This is a genomic window from Micromonospora sp. NPDC048947 (assembly GCF_040649495.1).
Lineage (GTDB): Bacteria > Actinomycetota > Actinomycetes > Mycobacteriales > Micromonosporaceae > Micromonospora > Micromonospora alfalfae.
Map to the genome: position 1 here is coordinate 180,597 of NZ_JBEZFO010000015.1, position 13,074 is coordinate 193,670.

A 13,074-nucleotide genomic window follows, 5' to 3' on the forward strand; every position below is an offset into this window, starting at 1 on the left:
CGCAGCGGCAGTAGCTGCGGAGTTGCCCGCGCTCGTAGCAGATCAACTGATCGAGTGGGGGTTTTCCACAGCCCACCAGGTTGTCCACAGGTGACGACATCGGGACGGCTCGTGGGGCGGATTCCGAGCAGGGTCGGCGGCATACCAGAGCCCGACCGCTGGAGGCCGCGATGCCACCCCGTACAACGGTTCCGCCGATCCGCCGGCTCCCGCTGGTCGTCACCGGCGACGACGATCTGCTCGATGATGTGCTCCGGCTCGCCGCCGTCGGCGGGACCGAGGTGGAGCTCGCCCGCGATCCAGCGGCCGCCCGCACCCGGTGGCTTCCCGCGCCCCTGGTGTTGCTCGGCGCCGATCAGGCGCAGGCCTGCCTACGCGCCCGGTTGCCGCAACGGCCACGGCTGGTGCTGCTCGGCCGCGCCGGTCAGCTCGACCCCGGCTGGCAGATCGCCGAGCTGATCGGGGCCGAGCACGTCGCCACGCTGCCGGCCGCGGAGCCGTGGCTGGTGGACCGGTTCGCCGAACACGACCCGGACCGTCCGGTCGGCGTCGGCGCCCGGGTCGTCGCGGTCTTCGGTGGCCGGGGCGGTGCGGGCGCGAGTGTGCTCGCCGGTGGTCTTGCGGTGACCGCCGCCCGGGCCCGGCTGCGCACCCTCCTGGTCGACGCCGACCCGCTCGGTGGTGGCCTCGACCTCGTGTTGGGCTGGGAGCAGTTGGAAGGCCTGCGCTGGCCGTCCCTCACCAGCGCCGACGGGCGGGTGGACGCCCCGGCGCTGGTGCAGGCCCTGCCCAGCCGGGGTGATCTCGTGGTGCTCTCCTGGGACCGCGGCGAGATGCTGCCGTTGCCGGCGACGGCCATGGCGGCGACAGTCGATGCGGCCCGGCGCGGGCGGGACTTCGTGGTGATCGACCTACCCCGACAGCTGGACGACGCGGCAGTGGTGGCGCTGCAAGCCGCCGACCAGGCGTTCGTCGTCGTGCCGGCCGAGTTGCGTGCCACCGCTGCGGCCACTCGGGTGGTGGCCGCTGCCGCCCCGCACTGCGCTGCGCTCGCTGTGGTGGTGCGCGGGCCTGCGCCGGGGCGGTTGCGGGCGTCCGAGGTGGCACGCGCGCTGGGTCTCCCACTGGCCGGCACGCTGCGCCCCGAGCCGGGGCTCTGCCGTGGGCTGGAGCGGGGCGAGGCGCCGGCAGCCGGGGGCAAGGGCCCACTGGCCGCCCTCTGCCAACGGATCGTCAGCGACCTCACCGGCGTGCCTGCTGCGGGTGCGGCATGACCGTCGGGCCGGAGGACGGCACCCTCGCCGCCCGGGTGCGGCAGCGGATCGCCGCCGCCACCACCCCGGTCACCGCGGCGGCCATCGTCTCCGCGGTACGGGCCGAGCCCGCCGCCGCAGTGCTCGGTGACACCGCCATGCTGCGGATCGCCGACCGGGTGCGCGACGACCTCGTGGGCGCCGGGCCGTTGGCGTCGCTGCTCGCCGACCCGGAGGTCACCGACGTCCTCGTCAACGGCGCCCGGGTCTGGGTCGACCGCGGGTCGGGGCTGCACCAGGTCGCCGTCCCGGTGGGCTCGGTGGAGGACGTCCGCCGGTTGGCGCAGCGGCTGATCGCCAGCGCGGGGCGGCGGCTCGACGACGGCTCCCCGTACGCGGACGCGCGGCTTCCCGACGGCACCCGACTGCACGCCGTGCTGCCGCCGGTGGCGACCGACGGCCCCTACCTGTCGCTGCGGACCTTCCGGCACCGGCCGTTCACCCTCGACGAGTTGGTGCGCCATGGGACCGTGCCGCGACCGCTGGCACCACTGCTCGCCGCAGTCGTGGCGGCCCGACTGGCGTACCTGGTGACCGGGGGCACCGGGTCGGGCAAGACGACACTGCTCAACACCCTGCTGGGGATGGTGCCGGCCACCGAACGGATCGTGCTGGTGGAGGACGCCGCCGAGCTGCGTCCGGGGCATCCGCACGTGGTGGGGCTCCAGGCACGTACCGCCAATGTGGAGGGCACGGGCGTGGTCAGCCTGGCGGACCTGGTCCGGCAGGCGTTGCGGATGCGCCCGGACCGGCTGGTGGTCGGGGAGTGCCGGGGCGGTGAGGTGGTCGACCTGCTGGCCGCGCTCAACACCGGCCATGACGGGGGTGCCGGCACCCTGCACGCCAACACACCGTTGGACGTGCCGGCCCGGTTGGAGGCCCTGGGCATGTTGGGTGGGCTGCCCCGCGCCGCGCTGCACGCCCAGGTGGCCGCCGCGTTGCAGGTGTTGTTCCAGGTGCGACGCGGCGACCGTGGTCGGGTCCTGGAGTCGGTCTGCCTGCTGCTGCCCGAGGGGCCCGATCGGATGGTGACAGTGGTGCCCGCCTGGGTACGCGGCAGTGGGCTCGGTCTCGCCGCCCGTGCCCTCGGGGCGCTGCTGCGCGAGCGTGGGGTGGCGGTCCCGCCCATCCTCAGCGAGCCCTGGCCCGGATCGGCGGGTCCGGCATGACCACCGAGACGATTCTGGTGGCGGCGCTGCTCCTGGTCGCCGCCGCCCTGGTGGCGTGGCCCGTGCAGAGCATTCGGGCCCGTCGACGTCGCGTGCTGGCACCGGGACGGAGGGGCGGCGGCGCCGATCCGGATGACGCCCTGGTGCGGTGGATCAGGGAGCTCGGTCGCACGCCGGACGGGCCGGTCGACGGCGCTGGCGCCGCCCCGACCAGCGGCCATGCGGTCGGCATCGCGTTCGAGTCGGCACCTACCGCGGGTGCCAACGGAAGACGGACGGCACTCGGTTGGCCCGACCGGGACGTCACAGGCAGCCCGAGGTGGCCGGGAGCGGCAGGCGGGTTCACGCGTCCGGAGGGCCCGACGCGCCCGCCGGCCCGTCGGGATCTCCGACGCCCGACCGGCACCACCCGCCCCGAACTGGCCCCCACCATGCTCGACGCCGAACAACGGCCTGGCACCTCGGCGGCCACGACCACGATCGGCGTCAACGGTGTGGACGTGACCGGTCGGAACGACGTCGCCGGTCCGGCAACCGCAGACGGGCACGGCGACCTGGACGCTGGCTGTCGGGGCGCGTCCGCCGGGGCGGCGTCCGACGGGTGCGCGATCGCCGATTGCCGCGCTCACGGGCGCGTCGGCGCGACCGCCAGAAGGCGAGGTACGCCTGCGTCGTTGCGCATCTCGCGATCGACGGCCCGCGTGCTGCCGGTGGCCGGTCTGCTCGGCGGCGGTGTGGGTGCAGTGGTCGGGGGTCCGGTGGCCGCTGTCGCGATGGCCGGGTACGGCACGCTGGCCGTGCGCGCTGCCCTGCGCTGGCGAGTGAACCTGAGCGCCGAGCGGGACAGGCGACGTGGGCTGGACCAGCTCTGCGGCCTCGCGGCGGACCTGCGAGCCGGCCTGCCCGTGCCACACGCGTTCGATGTCGCGGACCTTGAGCGTGGAAGGGCGGACCGCCTACATCAGTTGACCTCGGCGGCGGTGCGATTGGCCGACCGGACCGGCGCGCCGCTGGCGGAGCTCGTCGAGCGGATCGAGGCGGACGCCCGGGCGACCGACAGGGGCCTGGCCGCGGCGGCAGCCCAGGCGGCGGGTGCGCGGGCCACGGCCTGGCTACTCGCGGCGCTGCCGATTGGCGGGATCGGGCTCGGGTACGGGATCGGCGTCGACCCCGTGACGGTGCTCCTGCACAGCACCGTCGGTGGAGCCTGCGCTGTCGTCGCGGTCGCCCTGCAGATCGTGGGCCTCCTCTGGGCAGAACGGCTGGGCGCGACACCGGGGCGGGCCGGATGACGGCCCGGAACCCGGCCGGCCACCTCAGCTCGGCGGGCCACCCCAGCTCGACGAGTCGGCGACGGCCGGACGTGATCCGGCTCGTGGCGGTGTTGGCCGGGCTCGCCGTGGCCATCGTCGTCGAGGGTTGGCTCGGGCTGCTCGGCGCTCTCCCGGCCGCGTTCCTGCTCGATGTCCTGCTGCGGCGGATCGAGTCGCCCGCCGTGCGTAGGCGGCGGCAGCAGGAGGCTGCTGATCTGCCGCTCGCCGCCGACCTGCTGGCGGCGGCGATGCGGGCGGGCGCGCCGGTGGATCGCTCGGTGTTGGCCGTCGCTGAGGCACTGGACGGGCCGCTCGCCGGCCGGTTGGCCCGGGTTGGCCGCACGCTGCTGCTTGGTGGTGGCCCAGCGGAGGCATGGTCCGCGCTGAACGGCGTGCCCGGCGCTGAGCGCCTGACCGCGGCGGCGTTGCGCTCGGCAAACAGTGGTGCCGCCCTGGCCGGCGCACTGACCCGGCTCGCCGACGACCTGCGCGCCGACCGGGCCACCGCCGCCGAGGCATCGGCCCGTCGGGCGGGTGTGCTCATCGTCCTGCCGCTGGGGCTCTGCTTCCTGCCGGCGTTCATTCTCGCCGGCCTCGTGCCGGTGATCGTCGCCGTTCTCGGCGATGTGCTCTGACCCATCGAGAAGGGAAACAGTCATGCGCAAACTCATCGCTCGCCTGCGCGGCGATGCCGGAATGAACACGGCCGAGTACGCCGTGGGCACCCTCGCCGCGGTCGCCTTCGCCGGGATCCTGTTGAAGGTGCTGACCTCCGGCAACGTCCAGTCGGCGCTGACCGCCGTCATCGACCGGGCGCTGAAGTGATCGCGCGCCGGCGGGCCGGCCGCGAGTCAGGGTCGAGCGTTCCCGGGTTGGCGGCACGCGCCGGGCGGAGACTTCCCGTCCTCGTCCGGGCTGCTGGCGGGGACCGGGGTTCCTTCACCGCCGAACTGGCGGCCGGCCTGCCGGCGCTGCTCCTGCTCCTGCTGGCCGGCCTGACCGCCGTCAACGCCGTCACCGCGCAGGCGGGCTGTCTGCACGCCGCTCGGGAGGCGGCGCTCGCCGCCGCCCGGGGCGCGGATGGCAGCGCGGTAGGTGGCCGGGCGGCGCCCCAGGGGGCGGCGGTGTCGGTGTCCGTCGACGGCGACCGGGCGCAGGCGACGGTACGGGCACCCGTCCGGGCCCTGGGCGGCCGGCTGCCGCGGATCACAGTGGTCGCCACCGCCGTCGCCGCCGTCGAACCGGGCACTCACGAGGGGAGTTGGTAGTGCCACGAACTGACGATCCGTCACACCGCCCCGGTCACCCACCGGCCGCCGGAGGGCTCGTTGGTGGCCGGTCGGACCGGCAGCGAGGCGGCGCGACGGTTCTGCTGCTGGCGATGGGGCTCGTCCTCGTGGTGTTCGGGACGTTCGGCGCCGCCATCGTCGCCGCCGGAATGGCAAGCCAGCGAGCGGCCGTAGCAGCCGACCTCGGCGCGCTGGCCGGGGCCGTCCGGGCGCTCGACGGCGACGCTGTGGCCTGCGCGTCCGCGTCCGACCTCGCCGGTCGTAACGATGGTCGGCTGGTCGGCTGTCACCTCGACGGGCTGGACGTGCTGGTGACAGTCGAGGTGGCGTTCACGCCACTACCCGGCCTGACCCGGGTGGCCGTAGCGAGCGCCCGCGCCGGCCCGGTGCGGGGCTGACCCTCACTGGCCGGTGCCTGCTCGAGGAGACGGGAACCGGGGTGGGATTGGTGGGTGCTGTGGAGCTGAATCGGTGACGACATCGAGGGTGATGCGTTTGCGACATCAGCTCAAAAGGGGGACCGGAGCCGTCAGGGGCCGAGTCGCCAGTGGCCTCTCGCCTGAGGAGGGTCCAACGGCCCCGCCGGCCGGGGCGCGCGGTCCAACGGCCTCCCGCCCGGGAGCGCGGCCCGACGGCCTGCCAGCCGGGCGCGGCCAGAGCAGAGCGCGGTCCAACGGCCTGCCGGCCGGGACTGGTCGAGGTCCAGGTCCCGGCCGGCAGCCGAGGATCGGGTGGCCGCGACGGCGACCGCCGAGGGTCACCGCAGAGCCCTGGTCCGGGCCGGGTGTGTCAGCGGGCCTGGAGCGCGTCGAGGGCGACGGCCATCGCGATGACCAGGCGGCGGTCGATCTGTGGGTTCTGCACCTCGACGACGTACTTGTCGCGCAGGCCCCACTTCTTGACCACGGTGAAGACCGGCTGGCCCCCCGCGGTGAAGTCGAAGTGGTACGGCAGCCAGGACAGCGAGTCGACGAATCGACGCAGCAGCGCCACCGGCATGCTGCGCTCCTGGCCCGTCACCTGCGGCAGGCCGGCCTGCTCGACGTGCCAGGTGGAGCGCAGCAGCGACTGGGCGAAGTCCTTGCGGAACAGGCCGATCGGGTTGCCGGCCGCGTCGGTGACGTCGTACGTGGCACCCAGGTCGATGCGCTGGCGGGCCTTGAAGCCGAGCAGGGGCTGCTGCTTGGAGTCATCCGTGTAGATGGTCACCTGCTCCTTGAAGGCGAGCCGCTTCTGCTGCGCGAACGCCAGCAGCTCACCCTCGGTGCCGTCGGGGGCGACCGCCCGGACCTCGTACTGGTTGACCATCATGCGCAGTCGCTGGCGGATGTGGAACTGGTGCTGGCCCTGCAAGTTGTCGAGCTGCATGTGTACTCCTCTGGGGGTTGGTGCGCCGGAGTCTCGCACAGCCCGACAACCGTCGCGCCCCCTGCTGTCCATGATCAGTTGCGGCTGGGTAGCCGTCGAGCCCGTTGGACGACTACCCAGCACGGAGTGATCACCGGTGCCCTTGCAGGATCACTCCCGGCGACCTCAGCGACTGTCGACGGAGGTCACGGTCCGCAGCGACCAGGTGTTGAGCACCTGGTGAATGCCGCGCAGCCGCTCGTTGATCTGTTCCAGCCGTTCCGCCTGGGCCAGGGCGGCCAATGCCGACCCCAGCGCGATCTGCTGGTCGAGGGTGAGATTGTCCTGGTCGATGGTGTAGAGCAGGTCGACGGTCTCGGCGATGGTGTCGGCCACAGCTTCTCCTCGGGCACGGGGGGCGATCAGCAACATGGGCATCGATGGAAGCGCTCCCACACCATTGTGCCCCGTGCCATGCCGATTCATGCAAGCCGCTCAGTGCGGCAGGTTCGTCAACACCACGTCCAGCACCCGGATCGCGTCCGGCTTGGAGAGGGGATTGTTGCCGTTGCCGCATTTCGGTGACTGCACGCAGGACGGGCATCCGGTCTCGCAGCCGCACTCGGCTATCGCGTCCCGGGTGGCCCGCAGCCACGCCGACGCCGTCCCGTACGCCCGCTCGGCGAACCCGGCGCCACCCGGATGCCCGTCGTAGACGAAGACGGTCGGCGCCTCGGTGTCCGGGTGCACGGCGGTGGAGAGCCCGCCGATGTCCCACCGGTCGCACGTCGCCATCAGCGGCAGCAGGCCGATCGCGGCGTGTTCGGCGGCGTGCAGCGCACCCGGCACGTCGGCCGGCTGGACCCCGGCGGCGGCCAGCGACTGCGGTGACAGGGTGAACCAGACCGCCACAGTGCGCAGCTCCCGGGTGGGCAGGTCCAGCGGCCGGGTGTCGATCACCTCCCCGGTGGCGATTCGCCGCCGCTGGTACGACACCACCTGGCTTGTCACATCCACCTCGCCGAGGAACATGCCGACCGGCCCGGCGTCCACGTAGGAGCGCACCGACACCACTGACAGGTCGGTGACGTCGCGGGCGTGGGTGGACCAGTCCGGCTCCTCGGCGCGTACCAGCGCGCAACCGTCGACCAGGTCGAGCTGGTCGACCACGTACGAGACGCCCTGGTGCAGATAGACAGCGCCGGAGTGCAGCAGGAAGTGCGACGAGCCGCCGTCGACAGTGCCGAGCAGCCGGCCGGTCGACGACTCCACCACGGCGACCGGAGCGCCACCCTCGCCGCGCAGGTCCACCTCGGGCCGCTCCCGGTGCCGCCAGTACCAACCGGTGGGCCGCTGCCGCAGCGCCCCGGCCGCGACCAACTGGTCGACCGCCTCCTTCGCCCCCTCGCCGAAGAGCGCCAGGTCGGCCGGGGTGAGCGGTGCCTCCACCGCGGCGCAGGCCAGTTGCGGTGCCAGCACGTACGGGTTGGCCGGGTCGAGCACCGTCGCCTCCACCGGCGCGCCGAAGATCGCCTCCGGGTGGTGCACCAGGTAGGTGTCCAGTGGGTCGTCCCGGGCCACCAGCACCGCGAGGGCCTCCTGCCCGGAACGCCCGGCGCGGCCCGCCTGCTGCCACAGCGACGCCCTGGTGCCCGGATAGCCGCAGATCAGCACCGCGTCGAGCCCGACCAGGTCCACGCCCAGCTCCAGCGCGTTGGTGGAGGCCAGGCCGAGCAGGTCGCCGTGCAGCAGGGCCCGTTCCAGCTCTCGTCGCTCCTCCCGCAGGTAACCGCCCCGGTAGGCGGCCACCCGGTCGCCGAGCCCCGGAACGGCGTCGTCCAGCGCTCGACGCGCGTTGGCGGCCACCACCTCGGCACCCTTGCGGGAGCGGACGAACGCGAGGGTGCGTACCCCCTCGGCGACAGTGTCGGCGAGCAGGTCCGCGGTCTCGCGCAGCGCCGACCGACGGACCTGGTGAAGCTCGTCGTGCTCGCCGGTCGCCTGCGGCGGCACCAGCGAAGCGGCCGACGGGTCGGGTGGCAGCAGCGGCGGTTCCCAGAGCGCGAAGGTCACCCCGCCACGGGGGGAGGCGTCCTCGGTGACCGCTGTCACCGGCAGGCCGGTCAGCCGTCCGGCCGCGGTGGCCGGGTCGCCGGAGGTGGCCGAGGCGAGCACGAACACCGGGGTGGCCCCGAATCTGGCGCACTGCCGACGCAGCCGACGCAGCACGTGCGCGACGTGCGAGCCGAACACGCCCCGGTAGGTGTGGCACTCGTCGATCACCACGTACGCGAGTCGGCGCAGGAAGCCGGACCACTGGGCGTGCCCGGGCAGGATGCCGTGGTGCAGCATGTCCGGGTTGGTCAGCACGAACCGGGAGTGCCGCCGGATCCACTCCCGCTCGGTGCGCGGAGTGTCCCCGTCGTAGCAGGCGGGGCGTACACCCTCCAGCTCCAGCGCGGCGACGGCGCGCAACTGGTCCGCGGCGAGCGCCTTGGTCGGCGCCAGGTAGAGCACTGTGGCCCGGGGGTCGGCGAGCAGTGTGGCAAGGGCGGGCAGCTGGTACGCCAGTGACTTGCCGGACGCGGTGCCGGTGGCGACGACCACGTGCTGGCCCTCGTACGCAAGGTTGGCCGCCTGGGCCTGGTGCTGCCAGGGCGCGACCACGCCGCGTCCTGTGAACGCCGCGCGCAACTCCGCAGGTGCCCACGACGGCCACGGCGCGGGCACACCGGCGCGGGCCGGCACCCGCTCGACGTGGGTGACCGGGTCGGCGGCACCCCGGGCGCGTAGCCGGCGCAGTAGGTCGGCCGGCGCTGGCCCAGGGCCGGGACCAGCGGATACGGTGGCCGCGGACGACGACTCCAGGTCGTGGCGCGGCGTGCCGCGCGCGGAGCTGAAGTCGTTGGAGGTCACGCCCTGCACTCTCGCACTGGTGTTCGGAGATGAAAAGTCGGACACCGGGGTAAGGGGAAGCCTCCGCTGGCGTCCGCAGGCCGTCCCGGCGGTAGTGGTTAGATGCCCACGAGAGTTTACGGCTCTGGCGAGGAGGACCGATGGAGCTGTCACTGGCGACCCGCACCGTGGGCGAGCACACGGTGCTCGAGGTCGGTGGTGAGGTGGACGTCTACACCGCGCCCCGGCTCCGTGAGCGACTCCTCGAACTGATCGACGGTGGCGCCCGTCACGTCGTGGTCGACCTCGGTCGGGTGGACTTCCTCGACTCCACCGGGCTGGGCGTGCTGGTCGGCGCGCTCAAGCGGCTCCGCTCGACCGGCGGTTCGTTCGCGCTGGTCTGCGACAAGGAACCGCTGCTCAAGATCTTCCGGATCACCGCGCTGGACCAGGTGTTTCCGCTGCACCCGACGGTCGACGCGGCGATCAGCGCTGACTCGGCGGGCGCCGGCGCGTGATGGCCACAGTCAAGCTCTCCTTCTCGCCCGCTCCGGTGCACGTGCGCACCGCCCGCCTGGTCGGCGTCGCCGTCGCCCGGCGGGCCGGGGTGCGGGAGGAACTGCTGGACGAGGTGCGCCTGGCCATCGGTGAGGCGTGCACGCGCGCGGTGGCCCTGCACCGGCAGTACGGCCTGGCCGACCCGGTGCTGGTGGAGATGTCCGACGGTGGCTCGTACGCCGTGCGGGTGGTGGACCGGGCGCCGATCGAGGCGGGTATCGGTCTGACCGCGCTGCCACCGGACGAGCTGGCCAACGAGTCGCTGACCGATGAGGCGCTGACCACCGGCGTCGGCTTCGCACTGCTCGCCGGTTTCGTCGAGGATCTCCAGGTGCGCCCGGTCGACGAGGGCATCGGCACCGAGGTACGGATGGTGTGGCCGGTCGGCCGCTGACCAGTTTCGCTGCGTAGGCCGCGTCCCCTGCTGGGGATGCGGCCTTCTTTGCATGGATGGGGCCCTATATCAGATTTCGTTTCATAACACAGCGACGAAGATCATCGCGACACGGTGCCACCTGGGTGTGACCTCCAACACTGCGGAGGGCTACAGTACCCGGGTTGTCAGCAAGTGACCTATCCCGCAGCCAGCGGGTATGGGTGTTCATCGCTGGTCCGCTGGTGGGTTGGCGCGCGCTTGCGAGTCCGCATCCAGGCGTCGGTCAGTGCGTCTCCACTCACCGGCGCGATTGTTCGGTAACAGGAGGACACAGATGTCCGAGACCTTGGCCGCCGACGGCGGCGGGCTTTCCCTTACCGGAAGCAATGTCACCTACGTCGTCATCGCCGCGGTTGTCGCGCTGGTGGCACTCGGTTTCGCTGCCGCCCTGACAAAAACGGTGCTGGCCGCTGGTAAGGGTACCGAGAAAATGCAGGAGATCTCGGGGGCCGTCCAGGAGGGCGCCTCGGCCTACCTGCTCCGGCAATTCCGCACCCTGGCGATCTTCGTCGTCATCGCCGTCGTGCTGCTCTTCCTGCTTCCGGTGCACGACACCGATGGCAGTGAAGTCGCTGTGAAGATCGGCCGCTCACTCTTCTTCGTGGTGGGCGCCCTGTTCAGCGCGTTCATCGGCGGCGCCGGCATGTGGCTGGCCACCAGGGCCAACCTGCGCGTGGCCGCCGCCGCGAGGGAGCGGGCAGGCGGCCGCGAGGCGGCCATGAAGATCGCGTTCCGAACCGGGGGGGTCGTCGGCTTCTTCACCGTCGGCCTCGGCCTCTTCGGTGCCGCGCTGGTCGTCCTGCTCTACCGGGGTGACGCGCCGACCGTGCTGGAGGGCTTCGGCTTCGGCGCCGCGCTGCTCGCGATGTTCATGCGGGTCGGCGGTGGCATCTTCACCAAGGCCGCCGACGTCGGCGCCGACCTTGTCGGCAAGGTCGAGCAGGGCATCCCCGAGGATGACCCACGCAACGCCGCCACCATCGCCGACAACGTGGGCGACAACGTCGGTGACTGCGCCGGCATGGCCGCCGACCTGTTCGAGTCGTACGCGGTGACGCTGGTCGCCGCGCTGATCCTCGGCCGCGCCGCGTTCGGCGAGGAGGGCCTGGTCTTCCCGCTGATCATCTCCACCATCGGCGTGCTGATCGCTATCGTCGGTGTCTTCATCACCCGGCTGCGCGCGTCCGACCGTAACGCCCTGACCGCGATCAACCGGGCCTTCTACCTGTCGGCGGTGCTCTCCGCTGTGCTGGTGGCGATCGCCGCCTACGCGTACCTGCCGGCGACCTTCGGCGAGTTCGACAGCGGGCTCACCGACGCGCCCGGCAACCCCCGGCTGGTCGCCATCGGCGCGGTGGTCATCGGCATCGTGCTGGCCGCCGCGATCCAGGCGCTGACCGGCTACTTCACCGAGACCAACCGGCGCCCGGTGCAGGACATCGGCAAGAGCTCGCAGACCGGTGCGGCGACGGTGATCCTGGCCGGCATCAGCATCGGCCTGGAGTCGGCTGTCTACTCGGCCCTGCTGATCGGCGCCGGCGTCTTCGGGGCGTTCCTGCTCGGCGGCAGCTCCATCACGCTGTCGCTGTTCGCTGTGGCGCTGGCCGGCACCGGCCTGCTCACCACCGTCGGCGTGATCGTCGCGATGGACACCTTCGGGCCGATCTCCGACAACGCGCAGGGCATCGCCGAGATGTCCGGTGACCTCGACGAGCACGGCGCTCGCACGCTGACCGAGCTGGACGCGGTCGGCAACACCACCAAGGCGATCACCAAGGGCATCGCGATCGCCACGGCGGTGCTCGCCGCGACCGCGCTGTTCGGCTCGTACACCGACTCGCTCCGCAGCGCGTACGCGACGGCTGGCGTGGGCGACGTCGGGACGGAGATCCTCAACTCGCTGAACGTGGCGAACCCGCGCAACCTGGTCGGCCTGATCATCGGCGCGGCGGTGGTCTTCCTCTTCTCCGGGCTGGCCATCAACGCGGTGTCCCGCTCGGCCGGTGCCGTGGTGATGGAGGTCCGCCGGCAGTTCCGTGAGCTGCCCGGCATCATGGACGGCACCCAGCGCCCGGAGTACGGCAAGGTCGTCGACATCTGCACCAGGGACGCACAGCGCGAGCTGATGACCCCCGGTCTGCTCGCCATCCTGGCGCCGATCGCTGTCGGCTTCGGCCTCGGGCCCGGCGCGCTCGCTGCGTACCTGGCCGGTGCGATCGGTGCCGGCACCCTGATGGCGGTGTTCCTGTCCAACTCCGGTGGGGCCTGGGACAACGCCAAGAAGCTGGTCGAGGACGGCGCGTACGGGGGCAAGGGCTCCGAGGCGCACGCCGCCACTGTCATCGGCGACACCGTCGGTGACCCGTTCAAGGACACCGCCGGCCCGGCGATCAACCCGCTGATCAAGGTGATGAACCTGGTCTCGCTGCTGATCGCGCCCGCGGTGGTGGCCTGGAGCGTGGGCGACGACCGCAACGTCGGCCTGCGGGTCGGCATCGCGCTGGTCGCGACGCTGATCATCGTGGCGTCGGTGGTGTTCAGCAAGCGCAAGGGCATCGCGATGTCCGACTCGGACGTCGATGGCAACACCGGCGCGGGCAGCACCGATCACCGCCCGGAGACGGTCAACGCCTGATCCAGGAACGGCCCGGGGTCCCCGCGGGACCGGATGGTCCGGAAGCTCTCCGGCCGACGCGCAACGCGCTCGCAACGTCCCGGCAAAGATGATGATCTTTACATGAATCTCTCGAGGTG

Annotated in this window: 13 protein-coding genes; 10 read left to right on the forward strand and 3 right to left on the reverse strand. The window is 72.5% G+C overall.

Features of this window, described 5'->3' with window-relative positions; translation table 11 throughout:
- Positions 1-170: 170 nt before the first annotated feature.
- The 7 genes from ssd to AB0B98_RS22145 are packed head-to-tail and all read left to right on the forward strand — an operon-like array spanning position 171 to position 5,482.
- Positions 171-1,274, forward strand: a complete 1,104-nt coding sequence (gene ssd / locus AB0B98_RS22115) for a septum site-determining protein Ssd (RefSeq protein WP_357364897.1) — start codon at positions 171-173, stop codon at positions 1,272-1,274.
- Positions 1,271-2,482 carry a TadA family conjugal transfer-associated ATPase gene (locus AB0B98_RS22120; protein ID WP_357364898.1) on the forward strand — a complete coding sequence of 404 codons (1,212 nt, stop codon included), beginning with the start codon at positions 1,271-1,273 and terminating at the stop codon, positions 2,480-2,482. Before ssd ends, AB0B98_RS22120 begins: the two co-directional genes overlap by 4 nt.
- Entirely contained in the window at positions 2,479-3,774 is a 1,296-nt protein-coding gene (locus tag AB0B98_RS22125; protein WP_357364900.1) for a hypothetical protein, read from the forward strand. Before AB0B98_RS22120 ends, AB0B98_RS22125 begins: the two co-directional genes overlap by 4 nt.
- Positions 3,771-4,430 (forward strand): type II secretion system F family protein, encoded by a 660-nt coding sequence (locus tag AB0B98_RS22130; protein ID WP_357364902.1) that lies wholly within the window; start codon positions 3,771-3,773, stop codon positions 4,428-4,430. Before AB0B98_RS22125 ends, AB0B98_RS22130 begins: the two co-directional genes overlap by 4 nt.
- 22 nt (positions 4,431-4,452) lie before the next feature.
- Positions 4,453-4,620, forward strand: coding sequence for a DUF4244 domain-containing protein (locus AB0B98_RS22135; RefSeq protein WP_081883916.1), 168 nt, complete (start codon positions 4,453-4,455; stop codon positions 4,618-4,620).
- Between the two features lie 47 nt (positions 4,621-4,667).
- Entirely contained in the window at positions 4,668-5,063 is a 396-nt protein-coding gene (locus AB0B98_RS22140; protein WP_357364904.1) for a TadE family type IV pilus minor pilin, read from the forward strand.
- A complete protein-coding gene (locus AB0B98_RS22145; protein ID WP_357267328.1) occupies positions 5,063-5,482 on the forward strand; it encodes an Rv3654c family TadE-like protein in 420 nt (139 codons plus the stop codon). Before AB0B98_RS22140 ends, AB0B98_RS22145 begins: the two co-directional genes overlap by 1 nt.
- A 391-nt stretch (positions 5,483-5,873) precedes the next feature.
- Here AB0B98_RS22145 and AB0B98_RS22150 read toward each other — a convergent pair whose 3' ends face one another.
- The 3 genes from AB0B98_RS22150 to AB0B98_RS22160 all read right to left on the reverse strand — a co-directional run bounded on the left by AB0B98_RS22150 (position 5,874) and on the right by AB0B98_RS22160 (position 9,347).
- A complete protein-coding gene (locus AB0B98_RS22150; protein WP_238668797.1) occupies positions 5,874-6,452 on the reverse strand; it encodes a hypothetical protein in 579 nt (192 codons plus the stop codon).
- A gap of 165 nt (positions 6,453-6,617) precedes the next feature.
- The gene (locus AB0B98_RS22155; RefSeq protein WP_238668798.1) at positions 6,618-6,827 is read right to left on the reverse strand and encodes a hypothetical protein; all 210 of its coding nucleotides are present in this window, start codon (positions 6,825-6,827) and stop codon (positions 6,618-6,620) included.
- A 99-nt stretch (positions 6,828-6,926) separates the two neighbouring features.
- On the reverse strand, positions 6,927-9,347 hold the full coding sequence (locus AB0B98_RS22160; RefSeq protein WP_357364906.1) for a DEAD/DEAH box helicase: 2,421 nt from the start codon (positions 9,345-9,347) through the stop codon (positions 6,927-6,929).
- A 140-nt stretch (positions 9,348-9,487) separates the two neighbouring features.
- Here AB0B98_RS22160 and AB0B98_RS22165 point away from each other — a divergent pair, with 140 nt between their 5' ends.
- The 3 genes from AB0B98_RS22165 (at position 9,488) to AB0B98_RS22175 (ending at position 12,955) form a co-directional block, all read left to right on the forward strand.
- Complete coding sequence (locus tag AB0B98_RS22165; RefSeq protein ID WP_357267322.1) at positions 9,488-9,844, forward strand: STAS domain-containing protein; 357 nt, start codon at positions 9,488-9,490, stop codon at positions 9,842-9,844.
- On the forward strand, positions 9,841-10,278 hold the full coding sequence (locus AB0B98_RS22170; RefSeq protein ID WP_238668803.1) for an ATP-binding protein: 438 nt from the start codon (positions 9,841-9,843) through the stop codon (positions 10,276-10,278). The genes AB0B98_RS22165 and AB0B98_RS22170 overlap by 4 nt, the downstream gene beginning before the upstream one ends.
- 316 nt (positions 10,279-10,594) lie before the next feature.
- Entirely contained in the window at positions 10,595-12,955 is a 2,361-nt protein-coding gene (locus AB0B98_RS22175) for a sodium-translocating pyrophosphatase (protein ID WP_357364908.1), read from the forward strand.
- Positions 12,956-13,074: the final 119 nt, after the last annotated feature.

Bases quoted from the DNA above. Each gene is read 5' to 3' on its own strand.
- AB0B98_RS22150 (WP_238668797.1), bottom strand. From the start codon at position 6,452: ATGCAGCTCGACAACTTGCAGGGCCAGCACCAGTTCCACATCCGCCAG.
- AB0B98_RS22120 (WP_357364898.1), top strand. From the start codon at position 1,271: ATGACCGTCGGGCCGGAGGACGGCACCCTCGCCGCCCGGGTGCGGCAG.
- ssd (WP_357364897.1), top strand. From the start codon at position 171: ATGCCACCCCGTACAACGGTTCCGCCGATCCGCCGGCTCCCGCTGGTC.
- AB0B98_RS22125 (WP_357364900.1), top strand. From the start codon at position 2,479: ATGACCACCGAGACGATTCTGGTGGCGGCGCTGCTCCTGGTCGCCGCC.
- AB0B98_RS22135 (WP_081883916.1), top strand. From the start codon at position 4,453: ATGCGCAAACTCATCGCTCGCCTGCGCGGCGATGCCGGAATGAACACG.
- AB0B98_RS22130 (WP_357364902.1), top strand. From the start codon at position 3,771: ATGACGGCCCGGAACCCGGCCGGCCACCTCAGCTCGGCGGGCCACCCC.
- AB0B98_RS22165 (WP_357267322.1), top strand. From the start codon at position 9,488: ATGGAGCTGTCACTGGCGACCCGCACCGTGGGCGAGCACACGGTGCTC.
- AB0B98_RS22175 (WP_357364908.1), top strand. From the start codon at position 10,595: ATGTCCGAGACCTTGGCCGCCGACGGCGGCGGGCTTTCCCTTACCGGA.